An 18672-nucleotide genomic window follows, 5' to 3' on the forward strand; every position below is an offset into this window, starting at 1 on the left:
CATATAGCGAACATGGCTGAACTCATCATCCGCCGTGGTCTGGAAGAGCCCGATACTGACGGCAGCTTCACCCCGCATCGCCCCGAACGGCCGCCCAAGGTGGAGGGGGGGAAGCCGTTCAAGCTGGTTTCTGAATATGAACCTGCGGGCGATCAGCCGACGGCGATCAAGGAACTGGTCGAAACCGCGCGCACGGGGGAGAAAAACCAGGTCCTCCTCGGCGTCACCGGTTCGGGCAAAACCTTTACCATGGCAAAGGTGGTCGAGGCGCTGCAGCGCCCCGCTCTGGTGCTCGCGCCCAACAAGATCCTCGCGGCGCAGTTGTATGGCGAATTCAAAAGCTTCTTCCCCGACAATGCGGTCGAATATTTTGTCAGTTACTATGACTATTACCAGCCAGAGGCCTATGTGCCGCGCAGCGACACCTATATCGAGAAGGAGTCGAGCGTAAACGAGGCGATAGACCGGATGCGCCATTCGGCCACCCGCTCGCTGCTCGAACGTGACGATGTGCTGATCGTTGCCTCGGTTTCCTGCCTTTATGGCATCGGCTCGGTCGAAACCTATTCGGCGATGATCTTTGACCTGAAAAAGGGCGAGAGCGTTGACCAGCGCGAGCTGATCCGCAAGCTGGTCGCGCTCCAATATAAACGCAACGACGCCGCCTTTGCGCGCGGCAATTTCCGCGTGCGCGGCGACAATCTGGAGCTTTTCCCCAGCCACCTGGAGGATATGGCGTGGCGCATCAGTTTCTTCGGTGACGAGGTCGAGGAGATTGCCGAATTCGATCCTCTGACCGGCAAGGCCGGGGTGCGGCTGAACGCGATCCGCGTCTATGCCAACAGCCACTATGTCACGCCGGGGCCGACGATGAAGCAGGCGACCGAGGCGATCAAGTTCGAGCTGGTCCACCGGCTGGAGGAGCTGGTCGCCGAGGGCAAATTATTGGAGGCGCAGCGGCTTGAGCAGCGCACCAATTTCGATCTGGAGATGATCGCGGCGACCGGCAGCTGTGCGGGCATTGAAAATTATTCGCGCTTTTTGACGGGGCGCTTGCCCGGTGAGCCACCGCCGACTTTGTTCGAATATCTGCCCGACAATGCGCTGCTGTTCGTGGACGAGAGCCACCAGACCATCGGTCAGGTCAACGGCATGTCGCGCGGGGACCATCGGCGTAAGCTGACGCTAGCCGAATATGGCTTTCGCCTGCCCAGCTGCATCGACAACCGGCCCTTGCGCTTCAACGAGTGGGAGGCGATGCGGCCGCAGACGGTCTTTGTCTCCGCCACCCCCGGCGCGTGGGAGATGGAGCAGACCGGCGGAGTCTTTGCCGAACAGGTCATCCGCCCCACCGGGCTGATCGACCCGCCGGTCGAGATCAAGCCGGTCGAGGATCAGGTGCAGGATTGCATCAACGAGTGCCGCAAGACCGCCGAGCTTGGCTATCGCACCCTCGTCACCACGCTGACCAAACGGATGGCGGAGGATCTAACCGAGTTCATGCACGAGGCGGGGCTGCGCGTGCGCTATATGCACAGCGACGTCGAAACGCTCGAACGCATCGAACTGATCCGCGATTTGCGGCTGGGGGTCTATGACGTGCTCGTCGGCATCAACCTGCTGCGCGAGGGGCTCGATATTCCGGAATGCGGGCTGGTGGCGATACTGGATGCGGACAAGGAAGGGTTTTTGCGGAGCGAAACCTCGCTGATCCAGACCATCGGCCGGGCCGCGCGTAACGTTGATGGGCGGGTGATCCTCTATGCCGACCGCATCACCGGCAGCATGGAACGCGCGATGCGCGAGACCGACCGGCGCCGCGAAAAGCAGCGCGCCTATAACCTCGAACATGGCATCACGCCCGAGAGCATCAAGCGCGACATCCACAATATCGTCGCCGACACCGCGAGCCGCGATGGGGTGCTGGTGGAGATCGACGCAGAAGGTGCCAACAACCTCGTCGGCCACAATCTGCGCGCCTATATCGAGGAGCTCGAAAAGAAAATGCGTGCCGCCGCCGCCGATCTGGCATTCGAAGAAGCCGGCCGCCTGCGCGACGAAATCCGCGCGTTGGAGGCGGAGGAATTGGGCCTGCCGCATGAACAGCGCGTTGCTGCGCCCAAGGGGCGGGCGCAGGAAGGCAAGCCAGGGACGCGGAAATTGCGCTTCGGCAAGACGCAGCGGAAATTCGGGCGCTAGGCTTAACCGCTGCTCGGAAAATGGGCGTGGGTGGTTTTGTCCCATTGCAGCTTTCCGCCGAGCAGGTGGCGGGCATAGACAAAGGTGGCGCGGCGTGCGGCCATGATGGCGATGATGTTCGCGACTACGGTGCGCGGAATCGATAGCAACCCTTGCCGCCAGCCATATTGCCGCGACACAAAGGCGCAGCGCACCGCCATGCGCCACATCAGAAGCACGGCGTTTATCAGCAGCAATAGCACTAGGGTGGAACTTAGCGGCTTGGGATCATGCACGCCACTGCGATGCGCGAGGATGAGGAGTGCGGTGAGCGCGATGCAGGCATAAGCAAGCGTCAGCACCAGCGCCGCAAACACTGCCTTGCGATCGCGCAGCCGCATCCAATATTCAAAGGCACTGCCGCGCCAGCCGAGCCTGTCCCATCCGGCAAGGGCGATCCCTGTCATCCAGCGCGCTTTTTGCCGCACTGCCGCGCCCAAAGTGTCCGGGAAGCAGGCGCGGGTTCCGACCAATTGGCCGTCCTCATCCAATATGCGCGCAAAAATGGTGCGCGCTCCGGCTTCGGTTACACCCAGGCCGAGTTCATAATCTTCTGTCAGGCTTGTCGCGTCAAACGGGCTGCCGCCGTTGCGCAGCGCAATCCGGCCCAGATGGTTGCGCTCGATAGCGCAGCCCACACCCGCCAGCGGTACCGCCGCACCAATCGCCTCGCGCACCACCAATTGCTTGCCATGCGCTTCGGCAAATTCGTCGCAATAATGGCCGCTGACCCAGTTTGAGTGCGCAACCGGGATCGCGATCACCGGTAATTGGACCGCGCTCGCCTTTTCGATCAGATAATCAAAGACGCGCAATTCGTGCGGGTGCACCGAATCTTCGGCGTCGTGCAGAACAATGGCCTTGGCTTTCATCCCTGCCACCAGCTCGTCCGATAGCAAGGCGTGCCACAGTCGGTTGAGGCAATCTGCTTTTGATGTCGGGCCGGGCAGGTCGCACAGGACCAGCCGACATTGCGGATGCCCGCTACAGCCGCGCATTATTGCGGCCGCCCCGCGCCGGTCATTCGGGTAGCAACCGACATAGATGCGATACTCGGTTTTGCCTGTGCCCCACGCCTGTTGGCATTGGCGCAGCATAGCCTCGATCACGCTTGCCTCTTGCCAGGTTGCGATGAAGATCGCGATCAAGCCCGGTGTGGTGGGCGGCGGAAGCTGGCTCGCCCGAATGGGCGGGGCAATCCGGTAGCGGGCCAGCCAGCGCCCGGTGCGGTGCAGGGCCCAGACAAGGTCGACGCACAGATCATCCAGCGCGCCAATCAGGAAGAATATCGCGCAGAACAGCAAAAGTTCGTGCTGCCAATATTCGAACAATGTCCAGATAGTCGGGGCTGTTGCCATATGCTGGTTGCTGCCTGCTTGCGCAGCGATGCAGGTGGCGGGACTCGATTTAGCGGGCAATTAGCCCGGTTCGATATGCTGCAACCTGTCGCGCGAAATACCGATGACCATCGCCAACAATATCGGAAGCGACCAGAAAGCCCCGAAACCATAATAGAGCATCTGGCGCACATCATCGGCGAACAGCACCGCGATGTGCGAAAAGACAGAAATCAGGTGAAAGCCTGTCACCCAGATCGGCCAATAGCTTTTGCTTCGTAATGCCAGCCAGTAAAATCCGGCAAGTAGGATGAAGTCGATGGTCATGACGGGAATGTGGGTTTGATTCCACGTTCCAAACTGCTCGCCTGCAACCGAGGCGACGCTTGCTGTGATGATCATCAAGGCACCGATGCGACCCGACCTGCCCCCTGCCACCGCAGCAAAACCGCAGCACAAAAGCGCAAGTACCCAATAGAGGTTGATGACCAAAGCGTCGGGGAGAGTGAAAGCGGGCATGTCCTGTCATGACCATCGACCGTGGCAATATGCAAGCCGGGGTGGTGGCTTCGACCTGCATATCACCAATTCTTGCCAGAGAGACGCGCATCCGGCGGGTTGCGGCCCTGAACGGGCGACCGCTTTTATGGTCAGGGGTGCGGTTTAGCCAAGTGTCCGGAAAAAGCCGGAGATCAGGATCGTCAATGCGATTGCCGATGCTGTCGCCAGGACCGCAACCTGCAGGATGCGCAGGGTTCGCGAGGTGCCATCTAGGTCATTTTTCTTCCCTCCAACTGGCGGAAGGACCAGAAGCCGTTGGCCAAAATTGGCTTGGACTTTTCCTTCCGCTTTGGAAGGATTCATGGCGCTATCGCCGCTATCGGCAAGCTCTGGCGACTGACTAGGCAAATATTGCCCAACCTCTGCACTGGCCAATGCGCGCGCTGCGGCACCCCGGCTCGGCGCTCCGAGAAGCTGAACCGCCATCGTGACGTGATTGTCGACGGTAGAGGGTGAAAGGTCGAGCAATCGCCCGATTTCCTTTGAGGTAAAACCTTGGGCAACCAGACGCAGGCAGTCTTTCTGGCGATCGGTAAGTCGCTCGATTTTCTGCTCGTCCATGCAGTGCGTGCCCTGCGAATAGTTAAACCCGATGCGGAGTGAATAGTTGCATCGACTAGGCTTGCGCAAGGTGAATAGCGGAAAAGATTGCGGTCAGTGTCTTGTGCGGGCTATTCGGTCGCCATGAGCAGCAATGCAAAACCCAGCGTACGCAGACCTGCTTCTGCCCTGCGCGATTTTCTGGATAGCGAAGCGGCGGGCGGGATCATCTTGATGATTGTTGCCGCCTTGGCGATGGCTGTGGCCAATTCGCCTTTGGCGGAGAGTTATTTCCATCTGATCCACGCCGAAACCGGTCCCGAATTGACGCCCAAGCTGGGGCCGATGACGGTGCATCTGTGGATCAATGACGGGCTGATGGCAATTTTCTTCCTGCTGGTCGGGCTGGAGATCAAACGCGAATTTGTTGATGGGCATCTAGCTACCTGGGCGGACCGGCTGTTGCCAATGATCGCAGCGGCAGCAGGGATGGCGCTGCCTGCCATGGTTTATCTTTATGTAGCGGGTGGCGACCCCATGTTGCATCGCGGCTGGGCAATCCCGGCCGCGACCGACATCGCCTTTGCCATCGGTGTTCTGGCACTGCTGGGCAGTCGGGCGCCGGCGTCGCTCAAGCTGTTCCTGACGACGGTGGCGATTGTCGACGATATGGGCGCGGTCGCCATCATCGCCTTGTTTTATACGGCCAGCCTCAACTTTGAGGCCCTCGCGGCTGCAGGAGCAATCTGGCTTGTGATGCTGGTCATGGGTAAAATGGGGGTGCGCCAACTCTGGCCCTATTTGCTGCTCGCTGCGCTGCTTTGGTATGCAACCCTGCTGTCGGGCGTCCATGCGACCATCGCCGGTGTGCTGGCAGCCTTTGCCATTCCGTTGCTGCGGACGGTTGGCGCGCCCGATGCCGAGGATTCATTGCTGCACCGGCTGGAGCATGCTTTGGCGAAACCGGTCGCCTTCGTCATTGTCCCGCTGTTCGGCTTTGCCAATGCAGGCGTCTCGCTCGAAGGGGTAGGGGCCGATGCACTGCTTTCACCGCTGCCGCTTGGCATCGCGCTCGGGTTGTTCGTCGGCAAGCAGCTGGGGATTTTCGGCAGCGTGTGGCTGACAGTGAAGGTCGGGCTGGCGCAACGCCCCCGCGATGCCAGTTGGACGCAAGTCTATGGCGTGGCGCTGCTCTGCGGTATCGGTTTTACGATGAGCCTGTTTATCGGCGGTTTGGCCTTTACCGATCCCGCACTATCCGATGCCGTGAAGATCGGGGTGTTGATGGGATCGATTGCCTCGGCACTGGCCGGATTCACGCTGCTGCGCTTTGCCAGCAAACCGAATCGCTAATTCCCGAATCAAAAAAGGGCGCGATAGCCGCACCCTTTTTCATCCTGATTCAGCAAGGCGCCACGGGACCAAAGGCCCCGGCACCACTTACTTGATCTTGGCTTCCTTGAACTCGACATGCTTGCGCGCGACGGGATCATATTTGCGGAAAGACATCTTTTCCGTCTGATTCCGGGGGTTTTTCTTGGTTACATAGAAGAAGCCGGTATCAGCGCTGCTGACGAGACGGATTTTGATCGTGGCTGGCTTCGCCATGGCCTGTTCCTTCGGTTCAATAAGCTAAAACAAAAAGCGGGCCGCTTTGCGCCGCCCGTCACCGGCGCGCAATTGCGATGATTGCCCACAAAAGTCAAGTCTGGATGTAATCACCGCCATGTTAACCAAAGGGTAACCATAATGGCGCATCTCGGGATCGGGCAAATTCGGGGGCTAACCGGCATGAAATATGATCATGACCAATTGTTGATGGTACGGGCAGAGCTGGGCGAACTTATCGAGGCGCTGGCGATGACGGCCTATGATGCCAATCCGTTGCAGTTTCTGATGCGGCTTGAACAAGTCCGTGAAACGGCAGCACGCCACGGCCTGACAGCGATTTCCGAAATTGCCGCGACTTTTGAGGCCGCATTGCAGCGCTTTGGCGCACAGGGCAGCCGGGCGGTTACCGATAGTTTCCTGAGCATCATGGGTGATGCGGTGGGTATCGCGCATCTGCATCCCGCTGCATCGGAGGCCTTGCTCGCCTCGGTCGCGATACGTCTTGGCGGCTGACACACGCCAACTGCTCGACTAGGCAGTTCCGATGGACAGCCTGATTGCATCCTTTCTGACGCTGATTCTGACTGAAACGGGGGATCGGACCCAGTTGCTGGCGGCAGCACTTGCGATTCGTTTTGCCAGCAACCGGCCTGTGATATTGGGGCTTGCAGTGGCGAGCCTGATCAACTGCCTGATTTCGGCCTATGCCGGATCGTTCATCGACCAATGGGTGAGTCAGGATCCGGTGCGGCTGTTCAATGGTCTGGCCTATTTGCTGGCTGGTGCCGCGATGCTGGCGTGGCGCAGGCCGGTCGATCTGCTCAAAGGTTGGAAGACCGGCCCCTTCCTGACGGCGTTCCTCGGCATTTTCATCCTGCAATTTGGCGACAAGGGGCAGTTTATCATCGGGGCCAATGCGGCGCGCGCCGACCATTGGCTGTTCCCGGCGATTGGCGGCTGGCTGGGAACTTTGGTCGCTGTGGTTCCAGCGATCCTGCTGAAAGAGCGGCTGGCCAAAATTTTGCCTATATCGAAAATACGGATTGGCGGCGGGGTTGCCCTGTGCCTGTTGGGGCTGATTCATGCGCTAAAGGCTTGGCACATCATCTGATCGCTTGCGCGACGGGCAAATTGCCGACAGGTTGGTTTCTCCAATCAGGAGTGGAGCCCAGATGTCAATTTCCCCACGCCCCTTTACCGTTTCGATCGACCAAAGCGCGCTTGATGACCTGCAAGCGCGGCTGGCGCTAACCCGGTTGCCCGAAAAGGAAACCGTCGACGATTGGGATCAGGGCCTGCCGCTGTCCTATGCCCGGGAGTTGCTCGATTATTGGCGCAGCAGTTACGACTGGAGACGTTGCGAGGCAGAACTCAACCGCTGGCCGCATTTCAAGGCCGAGATTGACGGGCTCGATATCCATTTCATCCATATCAAAAGCAGCCGCGCCGATGCCCGCCCGATGATCATGACGCATGGCTGGCCGGGATCGGTGCTCGAATTTGTGAATGTCATTGAGGCGTTGACCGAGCCGTCAGAGTCCAGTCAGCCCGCCTTTCACCTCGTCCTGCCCTCGCTGCCCGGTTACGGCTTTTCGGGACGGCCCGATAAGGCCGGATGGTCGGTCGAAAAGATTGCGGAAGCCTGGGACGTGCTGATGCGCGGGCTGGGCTATGACCGTTATTTTGCGCAGGGTGGCGATTGGGGGGCGATGGTAACCTCGGCCATCGGTGCGCAGAACAAGGGCGCTTGTGCCGCGATCCATGTCAACATGGCGGTGGCGACACCTCCCCCTGAAGTGCTCTCGGAGCCGACACCGTTTGAGGCCCAATCGCTGATGCGGGCAGGCTGGTATCAGGAAAAGGACAGCGGCTATTCGAAAATCCAGAGTACGCGCCCGCAGACTCTGGGTTACGCACTGACCGACAGCCCCGTCGGCCAGATGTGCTGGATTATCGAGAAATTCCATGGCTGGTCCGATTGCGACGGACATCCCGAAAATGTCTTTAGCCGCGATCATCTGCTCGACAATGTCATGCTCTATTGGCTGAATGCGACCGCCGCCTCATCGGCACGGCTGTACTGGCACAGCTTTGCGGCCGGGAACCTCGCCGAAGTGCAGGTGCCAACCGGGATCAGCGCCTTCCCCAAGGAACTGTTCCGTCCCTCACGCCGCTGGGCTGAGACGCGGTACAAGAATATTGTCTATTGGAACGAGCTGGAAAAGGGCGGGCATTTCGCCGCGATGGAACGGCCCGAGCTGTTCATCGCCGAAGTCCGCAATTGCTTTGGGACTCTAAGCCTCTAAACACCGCGCATGGGCAGACTGATTGCACGGCGGCTTTTGACGGCGATACCGACGCTGCTCGCCATCATTGTGCTGTCGTTCGTGCTGATGCGCGTGGCACCTGGCGGGCCGTTCGATGGCGAGCGACCGCTGGCACCCGAAGTGCGGGCTGCGCTGGAGGCGGCCTATGGACTCGACAAGTCGCTGCCTGAACAGGTTTGGCTCTATCTGACGCGGTTGATGTGGGGCGATTTCGGGCCGAGCATGGTCTATCGCGATTTCACGGTCAGCGGGCTGATTGCCGAGGCGCTGCCGGTGTCGCTTCTGATTGGTGGCTGCGCGCTGCTGCTGGCGAGTGTGCTGGGCATTTCGGCCGGGCTGTGGGCGGCACTGCGGGCAGGCAAATGGCAGGATGAGGTGCTGATGCTGGGCGCAACGTTGCTCACCGCCTTGCCGACCTTTGTCACCGGGCCGCTCCTGGCGCTGATCTTCGGGCTATGGCTCGGCTGGTTGCCGGTATCGGGGCAGAATGATGGCTGGAATTGGCTGGTGCTGCCGGTGGTTGCGTTGGCCTTGCCGGTCACGGGCGCGGTTGCCAAATTGGCCCGCGCGGGGTTGGCGGGCGAATTGGGGGCGGACCATATCCGTGCAGCACGGGCGCGGGGCATCGCGCCGCTGACAATCCTGCGCCGCCATGCCTTGCGCCCCGCCCTAGTGCCAGTGGCGAGCTATTTGGGGCCCGCTGCTGCGGCCCTGTTGACCGGTGCAGTGGTGATCGAAACCGTTTTCGGCCTCCCGGGTCTTGGCCGCTATTTCGTCCAAGGCGCATTGAACCGCGACTATCCGCTCGTTCTCGGCGTAGTGACGCTCTACGCCGCGCTGATCATCCTCTTCAACCTGTTCGCCGATCTCATTTACGGCTGGCTCGACCCACGGATGCGCGAAGGATGAAGCCCGCGCTCATTCTCGTTGCGCTGATTGCGCTGGCCGCGCTGCTTGTCCCGCCTTTGCTGCCTTATGACCACATATCAATTGATTGGAATAGCGTCCGGGTCGGGTTGTTCACCGACGGTCATCTGCTTGGCACCGACGATCTGGGTCGTGACCGGCTGGCAAGATTGCTGGTCGGGACGCGGGTGACGCTGTCGGTGGCGCTAGCGGCTGCGCTGGTCGCGCTTGTGATCGGCGTGGCATGGGGTGCGATAGCGGGCTGGGTCGGCGGACGGACTGATGAATTGATGATGCGCATTGTCGATGGGCTCTATGCGCTGCCCTTCATGTTTGTCGTCATCCTGCTGATGGTGGTGTTCGGTCGGTCGATCCTTCTGGTGTTTCTGGGGATAGGCTTTGTCGAATGGCTGACGATGGCGCGCGTCGTGCGGGGGCAGGTGATTGCGCTGAAGCAACGGCCCTTCATCCTTGCAGCGGAAGCGGCTGGATCGCCAGCCCGCGCCACCCTGCTGCGCCACATATTGCCCAATGTCGCGGGAGTGGCGGTTGCCTATCTGATGCTCACCGTCCCGCATGTGGTGATGATCGAGAGTTTCCTCTCCTTCCTGGGGCTGGGCGTGCAGGAGCCGCTGACATCGCTTGGTATCCTCGTCAACGAGGGCGCGGAAGAGATGGACATGAATCCGGCGGCGCTGCTGCTGCCCGGCGGCGTGTTGGTGCTGCTGATTGCTTGTCTGACGATAGCCGGAGAGCGTTTTCGCGACCGGCTGGCGGATGCGGCGAAATGAACGAAGGCTATGTCGTCCGGAACTTGCGCGTTTGCGTTGGGGATCATGTCATTGTCGAGGACATCAGTTTCACCCTCTCTCCCGGTGAGATCGCAGCGCTGGCGGGCGCATCTGGCGCTGGCAAGAGCATGAGTGCGATGACGCCCTTTGGCCTTAGCGCCGGGGTGGCGAGTGGTTCAGCCATGCTCGACGGGATCGAACTGATCGGTCTGCCCGAACGGCAATTGAGCCGGATACGCGCGGAGAAGATCGGTTTCGTGTTTCAGCAACCGCTGACCGCGCTCACCCCGCATCGCACCGTGCGCCAGCATTTGCAGGAAGCGGCGATGCAGGCTGGCGGTGCAAAGCCCGACAAGGCGGCGATGGTCGCGATGCTGGACGCGGTCGGGTTGTCGCGCCCCGAAGAGAGGCTTGCCCAATATCCGCACCGGTTATCGGGTGGCGAAAGGCAGCGCGTATTGATCGCGGCGGCGCTGGCGCATGGGCCGCGCTATCTGGTCGCCGACGAGCCGGTGAGCGCATTGGATGCAGCATTGCGCGGCGAGATCATGGCGCTGCTCGTCCGGCTGTGTCGCGAACGGGGGATGGCGATGCTGCTGGTCAGCCATGATCTGGCAGGCATTGAGCATCATGCCGACCGATTGTTGTTGCTCGACCGGGGCAAGGTGGCGGAAAGCGGAAAGGCTAAGCAGATCGCAACCTCCCCCGCGACCGATTATGGCAAGCGCCTGATGGCCGCGACCCCGCGCCTCTCTGAACCGTTGCAGCCGCTGCCCGAAACCGGCGAAACGCTGCTCGAAGCAAGCGGCGTGCATGTTCATTTCCCCAAGCCCGGCTGGCGGCGGGGACGGATAGATGCAGTGGTCGATGCCAGTCTGACTCTGGCCAAGGGCGAGACTTTGGCGCTGGTGGGTGGTTCCGGCTCGGGTAAGTCCACACTCGGGCGGGCGATTGCCGGGCTGGGACCGATGGCGTCAGGTGTCATAAGCTGGCAGAGCGAAGCCCTCCCGCCACGCCAGCGCCGTAGCGCAGAGCATCGCCGTCTGATCCAGCCAGTCTTTCAGGACCCGCTTGCCAGCCTCGATCCGCGCTGGAGTGTGGCGGATATTATAGCCGAGCCGCTGCGTTGGCTCGTCCCAGAAGCCGAACGAGATGACCGCGCTGCAGACCTGCTCGAAGAAGTCGGCCTCCCCCGTGATTTCGCGGCCCGCAAGCCCGCTTCGTTGTCGGGCGGGCAGGCGCAGAGGGTGGCGATTGCGCGAGCGCTGTCGGCCAACCCCGAAATGTTGCTGCTCGATGAGGCCACATCGGCGCTCGATCCGCTGGTCGCTGATGGTGTTGTTTCGCTGTTCCGGCGGCTGCAACGCGAGCGGGGGCTCTCGATGTTGTTCATCACCCACGACCTCGCGCTCGCTCGCCGCACTGCGCACCGCATCGCTGTGATGGAGGCGGGGCGGATTGTCGAATGCGCAAGCCGCGAGGAACTGTTCTCCAACCCGCAGGCGGAAGCGACCAAAAGGCTGATTGCCGCTAGTGGCTAGCCAGCGATGGCCGCGAAGCCCCGCGCAAGGTCGGCTTTCAAATCCTCGACATCCTCAAGCCCGATCTGCAGGCGGATGACGGTGCCCTCGCAATTCCACTCCGTCGCACTGCGGTATTTTTCAGGGCGCTTGGGGCAGGCGAGGCTTTCAAAGCCGCCCCAGCTATAGCCGATGCCGAAAAGCTCGAGCGTGTCGATGAATTTCGCGGCCTTGTTCCAGTCGCCCTTCAGGACAAAGGAAAACAGCCCCGAAGATCCCGTGAAATCGCGTTTCCAGATTTCGTGACCGGGACAGGAGGGTAGGGCAGGATGCAACACGCTCGTCACCTCGGGCAGCGCAGCCAGCCAATGTGCAATATCCAGCGCCGCCGCCTCATGCGCCTTCAGCCGCACCGCCATGGTGCGCAGCCCGCGTGCCGCGAGATAGGCATCGTCAGGGGACAGCACTTGCCCAAGCGTCTGTGCGGTCGAACGCAGCGCTTGCCAATGCCGTTTCGTGGTCGTCACCGCGCCTGCCATCACATCGCTGTGGCCGACAACATATTTGGTCGCGGCAAGGATCGTCATGTCGACGCCCTTGTCGAGCGCGGTGAAGAAATAGGGGGTCGCCCAGGTATTATCGAGCAAAGTGACGATCTCACGCTGGCCCTTATGCGCCTTCGCGGCGGCGCAGATGGCGGGGATGTCCGACACCTCAAAGGTTAGACTTCCCGGACTTTCCATCAGGACTGCACGGGTTCGGTCGCAGAACAGCTCCGCTATTCCGGCGCCGATCAGCGGATCAAAGAAATGCGTCTCTACGCCCCAGCGTTTGAGGAAACCCTGCGCGAAACTGCGGCTGGGATCATAGGCATTGTCGCTCATCAGCAACACATCGCCCGGTTGCAGTACCGATAACAACGCCCCGGCTATAGCGGCAACGCCGGAAGGGTATAGCATCGTGCCATGCGCGCCGGGTTCAAACTCGGTCAGCGCCTCGGCAAGCGACCATTGGGTCGGGGCACCGCGGCGGCCATAGAAGAAGCGGCCATCCTCATTGGTCTTGTCGCCTTCGTCGAGGGCGGCGACATCATCATAAAGATGCGTGCTCGCGCGCCAGACTGGCGGGTTGACCACTGCCCCGGTCAGCGCCTTGCGGCGGCCGCCGGTGATGATCTTGGTATCGGGTTTTTGCGGATGCTTGGGTTCGGCCATGTCCGTCCGATAGCCGCTAAGTCCCTCCGCTGTCGAGAGCAGCCCCGTCAACCGCGCGCACATAAAGATGCCAGGTCGCATGGCCCAGAACGGGCAACACGATAAACAGCCCAAGGAATGCAGGCAGGATCGCCAGAAATGTGCCGATGGCAATAATCGCCGCCCAGCCGATCATCACCGCCTTGTTCGATCGGATTGTACCAAGGCTGACAATGATAGCGGTGATGAAGTCGACGTCCTTGTCGCAGAGCATCGGCAGGCTGATCACCGTGATGGCGTACAGCGCGAAGGCGAAAATCGCACCCACCAAGCTACCGACCAGTAACATTGCGATGGCCAACGGCTGAAGAAGCATTTCGATATTCTCGCCACCGATCCCCGATTCGGCCATGAAGATGGCGAAAATACCGTGCGCCAAAATCATCCAGAAACTGAAGGCGACGAAGACGATTCCGGCGACCATCAACACCTGGTCATCACCGCGTCCACGCAGCGCCCAGATGATCGAGCGCCAATTGATGGGGAGCCCCGCCTGCCGCCTGCGACTGACTTCATAAAGGCCGACGGCAGCAAAGGGTGCGATGATCGGGAAACCGGCAATCAGCGGGATCGACCAAGCACCTTCTCCGAGCTTGACCAAGCCATAAACCAGCACTGCTCCACCTATCGCGTAGAAGGCGGCGAAGAATAGGCCGAACGCCGGATAGGCGAGGAAATCGTGCCAGCCTGCGGCAAGCGCTGCACGCAAATCGGCAAATGTCAGATTGTTGGCGACCGTATAGGGCGCAATGGGGGTTTGGCCGGTTGCAGCCATGATGCTCTCTCCCTGTCCATCTTCCCCGTGGACAGGATGCAACGATTCGCGCTTGGCTTCAAGCGCTTAACATCAAGGCTGGTTTGTTTGGCTGACGGCTCAGGCCGCGCCGGTTTCCTTGGGGGTGTCGGGGTCCAGGCCCCACTCGCTCCAGCTGCCGTCATACAATGCGACGTCTTTCTTGCCGGTCAGCCGCGCGCCGAACAGAACGACCGCAGCCGTCATGCCCGATCCGCAGGTTGTGATCATCTGCCTGTCGAGATCGACGCCTGCTTCGGTAAAGGCGGCCTCCAATGCGGCACCCTGTTTCCAGGTGCCATCGGGGTTGAACAGGTTGGAATATGGCAGGTTGCGGCTGCCCGGAATATGGCCGGATGCCATTTCGGGGCGCGGTTCGGCTTCCTCGCCGGTGAAGCGGCCTACGCCGCGGGCATCGACGACAACGGCGTCCTTGCTGTGCAGATTGGCCAGCATGTCTGCCTTGGTTTTGACCCCGCTATCGTCTTTCCAGACGGTGAAGTGGCGGTGACGCAGCGACGGCTTGCCATTTTCGAGCGGGCGGCCCTCGGCCTTCCATTTGGCGAGGCCACCGTCGAGAATGGCAACATCATGCGCACCAAATAGCGTGAGCATCCACCAGGCGCGGGTCGCCGATTTGAACGGGCTGTCATCATAGACGACGATACGGCTACCGTCGCCAAGGCCGAGCGACTGCATGCGGCTGGCAAATTTTTCGGGCGGGGGTAGCATGTTGGGCAAGCTGGAATTGCTGTCGGCGATTTCCGCCAGATCCATGAAAACCGCGCCGGGAATATGGCCGCCTTCATATTCGGCAGCGGCGTTGCGGCCTGCGTCGGGCATATGCCATGTGGCGTCGACAATTCGCAGATCCGATGCGCCCAACTCATTTGCCAGCCACTCGGTGCTTACCAGTAAATCCATTTTGCCCGTTCCCTTTTCGTCCGTCTTTGCCCGCTTGTAGCGATTCTTGTGCAGTGCACGATATGCCGCTTTTCCGACCTAGTCGAGCGCTAACAGTCGGTTTTCAAGCAAAGACAGCGCGGGCGGCAATTCCCGAAAAGCGCTTGGGCCCGCGATCGATGGGCAAAGGCTGCATGCGTTCGCTCTGCTTTGCACCTTCACGTCCGATCAGCTGGGTAAACTGGATTTCGATCGGTTCGCCTTCCGCGCTACCAGATAGATGGATCAGGACAATCGGGGCGACAAATTCGCGTTCCGTCCAGCGGAAGGAGGACAATTCGGTGCGCGGCAGGCGAATCTCGATAGTAGCCTCAATACGCTCTCCGGGAGCGAGGTCGCCGATTGGCTGGATTGAACCTGCGCCACCATCGCTATGGAAAGCGGCAACCGCTTCACGCTGGCCATCCTGCGCCGAGATCATATGGCTGCGCAGGATGAGCCCGCTGACGGGTGTCCGCGTCTGATTTTTGATTGCCAATATGCCGGTTACAGAAAGGCTGGCGATGCTGAGTTGCGCGCTGGTCGGGGTGAATTGCGCAGCGACCGGACCTGCGGCCTCCGCCGTCCGTTCGGGCGTGCGTGGTAGGGCAGGTGGCTGGGTTTTGCGCGACGTATCGAGCCGGGGCGGCGGCGAAGGTTGCGGGACGGGTTCCTGAACAGCTACCTGCTGTTGATAGGCTGACCGCTGTCTGCGCCGGAAGAAAATCCAGGCCGCAGCCGCGAGGATCGCTGCGAATCCCGCGATGGCAGGCCAGAACCAGGGCCGGGATAAAATTGTAGAAGGTGCATCGAGCGGGACGCTGTTCGCAGGAGGGCTGGAATAGGCGTCGACGGCTGTCGCAGGGACTGCGCGTTCGGGGGCAATCACCGGTTCACCGGTAGCGACGGGTGCGGGCTTAGTGCCGGTTTCGGTGGTTGCCTCGCTAGGCCCCTGCGCTACGGGCGCAGAGCTGGAATTTGTTGCTGTCGGGCGGCTGACCGTCGGGCGCTGCTCGGAAGGCTGTGTTGTCGGGCTGCTGCGTTCGGTCGGAGGTGGCGTTTCGACAACAGGCGGTGGCGCACTTTGTTGCGGCGCTGGCCGGGGTGGCGGCGTATCCAGCCGGAAGTCCCGCAATTCGGGTGGCATTCCTGTACCAATGTCCTGGCCAGATCCGCTGTCTTGAGCATAGGCGACCGACGACGACATGACTGCCGCCGCAAACACCATCGCCCATCCCTTGAACCTTTTGGTCATTGCTATCCTTTGGGGTGCCCAACCGCTGAACGCCATATGAATGGCGTCTCGGGAATGACATAGGCCGTGCAACACGCTAGACAAGCGGTATGTCAGATAAACCGAATCCGAAATTTCTCGGCCAAAATGCCGCCCTGCCGCAAACCCCCGAAGCGGCGGAACTCGACTATGTGCCCAACCCGCGTGCGGGAACGCTCTATCTTGTCCGCTTTGCCGCGCCCGAATTCACATCGCTTTGCCCGGTGACCGGCCAGCCTGATTTCGCCCATCTGGTCATCGACTATGCCCCGGAGGCAACCATAGTCGAATCGAAATCGTTAAAGCTCTTTCTCGGCTCTTTCCGCAATCATGCGGCGTTTCATGAGGATTGCACGGTAGGTATCGGGCAACGGCTTTTCGATGAAATGAAACCAAAGTGGCTGCGCATCGGCGGCTACTGGTATCCGCGTGGGGGTATCCCTATAGACGTATTCTGGCAATCAGGGGCACCGCCCGAAGGGCTGTGGCTGCCCGATCAGGGGGTTGCCCCCTATCGCGGCAGGGGTTGATTTTACCTGCGCTGTCATTTTCGGTTCAGCTAGGATATGGTCTCTTTCACCGACTGAAAAGGAGATTGGGCCATGAAACGTCGTTCCAAAATTGCTGCCGCTCTGTTGATTGCGGCCATTCCGGTAACCGCCTGCACGACCAACCCTGAAACCGGGGAGAAGCGGATTTCGAAAGCTGCGATTGGCGGCATTGGGGGCGCTTTGGGCGGCTATCTGCTCGGCGATCTGATCGGTGGCAAGCGTGACCGGACCGAGAAGATTCTCGGCGCAGGCATTGGTGCTGTCGCGGGTGCGGGTGTTGGCTATTATATGGACCAGCAGGAAAAGAAGCTCCGTGAACAGACCGCTGGTACCGGCGTCGAAGTTGTCCGCGATGGCGATCAGCTGGTGCTCGACATGCCGTCCGAGGTCACCTTTGCCTTTGGCAGCGCTAACCTTTCACCCGAATTTCGCTCTACGCTCGACAAGGTTGGGGCCACGCTGGTCGAATATGAAAAAACCTATGTTGATGTGATGGGTCACACCGATTCGGTGGGTTCGGAAGCCTTTAACCAGACCCTGTCAGAACAGCGTGCGGCAACGGTCGCCAGCTATCTGACCGGCCGTGGTGTCCAGAGCGCACGTCTCGCCACCAAGGGCTATGGCGAGAGCCAGCCCAAAGCGAGCAACACGAGCGAAGAAGGCCGCGCCGAAAATCGTCGGGTAGAAATCCGGTTGGTGCCGGTGACGGAAAGCTAAACTGGCAGGCCTTGCAACAGCTTGGGCAGATTGCCCGACTCTCCGCGCGCTTCGGCCATGAAGAAGTTCTTGATCGGCTTCATGCGCTGAACCGCGGCGAGGCCGAGGCGGCGGGCGGCAGAGGCGGTTTTGCCGGGAATGCCGAACAGCTTGTTGAGCGTATCGGTCGCCATCATCACGCTTTGCACGTCAAGACTGCGCCAGCGGGTGTAGTGATCAAGGATCTGTGCATCGCCGGGGTCGAGCCCGAGCCGCATGCCTTCGACCACGACTTGCGCAAGGCAAGCCACATCGCGCAGCCCGAGATTGAGGCCTTGCCCCGCAATCGGGTGCATTCCATGTGCAGCGTCGCCTACGAGTACCATTCGCGTGTCGGTGAGTCGGTTGGCATGCTGGAAATTGAGCGGATAGCCCATCACCGGCGCGTTCATTTCAATCGCGCCGAGTAACCCGCCCATCGCTTTTTCGATCTCATGCGCCATCCCGCGCGGTGATAGCTTCTTGTAAACCGGCGCCTCGGTGCGCGATACCGACCAGACAATCGCCGAACGATGCCGTCCCGCTTCATCATCGAGCATCGGCAAGATTGCGAACGGGCCTGTTGGATAGAAAATCTCGTAAGCGACCTGATTGTGGGGCTTCTCGTGGAAAATGGCTGTCACCATTGCCTCATGCGCATAGTCCCATTCGGTGAGTCGGATGCCAGCTGCGTCGCGCGATGCGCTTTTCCGGCCTTCGGCAACGACCAGCAACGATCCGGTAAGTACAGCGCCATTTTTCAATTCGACACGAACGCCCGCATCGTCGGTTTGGGAAGCAGCAATCTCGGCAGGCATGTGCAACCGGATTTCGGGCCGAGTTTGGGCAGCTTCGTACAGTGCTCGACGGATCAGCTGGTTCTCGAACATTTGGCCAAGATAGCCATCACCCTCTGCGGGCACGAAATCGAGCGAACCGGGCTTCAGCCCATCGCTGACCCAGATCTGTTCGATCGGGCAGCCCTTCCCATCCAGTGCGGGGCCAAGGCCGATGGCCTCGAACAACTTCATGCTTGAACTGGAAATCGCCGATACCCTACCGTCGAAATGCGGGGCAAGCATCGCGGCCTGATCGGCGCGGTCGATGACGTGGCAGGTGACGCCGTGCACCGCGAAGGCGAGTGCCTGGGCGAGGCCGTTGAGCCCACCTCCGATGATGATAATGTCGGCAAATTCGTTCTTGGACATGGAGGATCGCAGTCAATTTATTCTTTGGATTGAAAGGATACCGTAGCCCTGAGCCTGTCGAAGGGCGCTTCTAAGCTGTAGCGCTA

19 protein-coding genes are annotated in these 18672 nt (G+C 60.5%); 10 read left to right on the plus strand and 9 right to left on the minus strand.

Annotation, left to right across the window (positions count from 1 at the left end; all coding sequences use genetic code 11):
* Positions 1-12 precede the first annotated feature (12 nt).
* A complete protein-coding gene (gene uvrB / locus DXH95_RS15085) occupies positions 13-2199 on the plus strand; it encodes an excinuclease ABC subunit UvrB (protein WP_115550387.1) in 2187 nt (728 codons plus the stop codon).
* 2 nt (positions 2200-2201) lie between these two features.
* Here the strand turns inward: uvrB and DXH95_RS15090 are convergent, their stop codons facing one another.
* The 3 genes from DXH95_RS15090 to DXH95_RS15100 form a co-directional block, all read right to left on the minus strand.
* Positions 2202-3596, minus strand: a complete 1395-nt coding sequence (locus DXH95_RS15090; protein WP_115550549.1) for a glycosyl transferase family protein — start codon at positions 3594-3596, stop codon at positions 2202-2204.
* A gap of 60 nt (positions 3597-3656) precedes the next feature.
* Positions 3657-4094, minus strand: coding sequence for a hypothetical protein (locus DXH95_RS15095; protein ID WP_115550388.1), 438 nt, complete (start codon positions 4092-4094; stop codon positions 3657-3659).
* A gap of 144 nt (positions 4095-4238) precedes the next feature.
* Positions 4239-4697, minus strand: a complete 459-nt coding sequence (locus DXH95_RS15100; protein WP_115550389.1) for a helix-turn-helix domain-containing protein — start codon at positions 4695-4697, stop codon at positions 4239-4241.
* Between the two features lie 123 nt (positions 4698-4820).
* Between DXH95_RS15100 and nhaA the strand changes: the two genes are divergently transcribed.
* Positions 4821-6029: a Na+/H+ antiporter NhaA gene (gene nhaA, locus DXH95_RS15105; protein WP_115550390.1), complete on the plus strand. Its 1209-nt coding sequence runs from the start codon at positions 4821-4823 to the stop codon at positions 6027-6029.
* A gap of 87 nt (positions 6030-6116) precedes the next feature.
* On the opposite strand, the gene rpmG is transcribed toward nhaA, so the two are convergent.
* Positions 6117-6284 (minus strand): 50S ribosomal protein L33, encoded by a 168-nt coding sequence (rpmG, locus tag DXH95_RS15110; RefSeq protein WP_115550391.1) that lies wholly within the window; start codon positions 6282-6284, stop codon positions 6117-6119.
* 141 nt (positions 6285-6425) lie between these two features.
* Between rpmG and DXH95_RS15115 the strand changes: the two genes are divergently transcribed.
* The 6 genes from DXH95_RS15115 (at position 6426) to DXH95_RS15140 (ending at position 11852) form a co-directional block, all read left to right on the plus strand.
* Positions 6426-6800: a hypothetical protein gene (locus tag DXH95_RS15115; RefSeq protein ID WP_147291762.1), complete on the plus strand. Its 375-nt coding sequence runs from the start codon at positions 6426-6428 to the stop codon at positions 6798-6800.
* A 31-nt stretch (positions 6801-6831) separates the two neighbouring features.
* Positions 6832-7398, plus strand: a complete 567-nt coding sequence (locus DXH95_RS15120) for a TMEM165/GDT1 family protein (RefSeq protein ID WP_115550393.1) — start codon at positions 6832-6834, stop codon at positions 7396-7398.
* Positions 7399-7459: 61 nt separating this feature from the next.
* Complete coding sequence (locus DXH95_RS15125; RefSeq protein WP_115550394.1) at positions 7460-8593, plus strand: epoxide hydrolase family protein; 1134 nt, start codon at positions 7460-7462, stop codon at positions 8591-8593.
* 9 nt (positions 8594-8602) lie between these two features.
* Positions 8603-9523 carry an ABC transporter permease gene (locus tag DXH95_RS15130; protein ID WP_115550395.1) on the plus strand — a complete coding sequence of 307 codons (921 nt, stop codon included), beginning with the start codon at positions 8603-8605 and terminating at the stop codon, positions 9521-9523.
* Positions 9520-10311, plus strand: coding sequence for an ABC transporter permease (locus DXH95_RS15135; protein WP_115550396.1), 792 nt, complete (start codon positions 9520-9522; stop codon positions 10309-10311). Before DXH95_RS15130 ends, DXH95_RS15135 begins: the two co-directional genes overlap by 4 nt.
* Entirely contained in the window at positions 10308-11852 is a 1545-nt protein-coding gene (locus DXH95_RS15140) for an ATP-binding cassette domain-containing protein (RefSeq protein ID WP_115550397.1), read from the plus strand. Before DXH95_RS15135 ends, DXH95_RS15140 begins: the two co-directional genes overlap by 4 nt.
* On the opposite strand, the gene metC is transcribed toward DXH95_RS15140, so the two are convergent.
* From metC to DXH95_RS15160, 4 genes are all read right to left on the minus strand, one after another.
* Positions 11849-13045: a cystathionine beta-lyase gene (metC, locus tag DXH95_RS15145; protein ID WP_115550398.1), complete on the minus strand. Its 1197-nt coding sequence runs from the start codon at positions 13043-13045 to the stop codon at positions 11849-11851. The two genes, DXH95_RS15140 and metC, sit on opposite strands and share 4 nt — an antisense overlap.
* Before the next feature lie 16 nt (positions 13046-13061).
* Positions 13062-13859, minus strand: a complete 798-nt coding sequence (locus DXH95_RS15150; protein ID WP_115550399.1) for a DUF2189 domain-containing protein — start codon at positions 13857-13859, stop codon at positions 13062-13064.
* A 99-nt stretch (positions 13860-13958) separates the two neighbouring features.
* Entirely contained in the window at positions 13959-14801 is an 843-nt protein-coding gene (gene sseA, locus DXH95_RS15155; protein WP_115550400.1) for a 3-mercaptopyruvate sulfurtransferase, read from the minus strand.
* Positions 14802-14904: 103 nt separating this feature from the next.
* On the minus strand, positions 14905-16074 hold the full coding sequence (locus tag DXH95_RS15160; protein WP_115550401.1) for a hypothetical protein: 1170 nt from the start codon (positions 16072-16074) through the stop codon (positions 14905-14907).
* 89 nt (positions 16075-16163) lie between these two features.
* Here DXH95_RS15160 and queF point away from each other — a divergent pair, with 89 nt between their 5' ends.
* Both queF and DXH95_RS15170 read left to right on the plus strand, forming a co-directional pair.
* The gene (gene queF, locus DXH95_RS15165) at positions 16164-16622 is read left to right on the plus strand and encodes a preQ(1) synthase (protein WP_115550402.1); all 459 of its coding nucleotides are present in this window, start codon (positions 16164-16166) and stop codon (positions 16620-16622) included.
* Between the two features lie 72 nt (positions 16623-16694).
* The gene (locus DXH95_RS15170) at positions 16695-17360 is read left to right on the plus strand and encodes a YiaD family glycine zipper/OmpA-like lipoprotein (protein ID WP_115550403.1); all 666 of its coding nucleotides are present in this window, start codon (positions 16695-16697) and stop codon (positions 17358-17360) included.
* Here the strand turns inward: DXH95_RS15170 and DXH95_RS15175 are convergent.
* A complete protein-coding gene (locus DXH95_RS15175; protein ID WP_115550404.1) occupies positions 17357-18586 on the minus strand; it encodes an FAD-dependent monooxygenase in 1230 nt (409 codons plus the stop codon). The two genes, DXH95_RS15170 and DXH95_RS15175, sit on opposite strands and share 4 nt — an antisense overlap.
* Positions 18587-18672 lie beyond the last annotated feature (86 nt).

The organism is Sphingorhabdus pulchriflava, from assembly GCF_003367235.1.
GTDB lineage: Bacteria > Pseudomonadota > Alphaproteobacteria > Sphingomonadales > Sphingomonadaceae > Sphingorhabdus_B > Sphingorhabdus_B pulchriflava.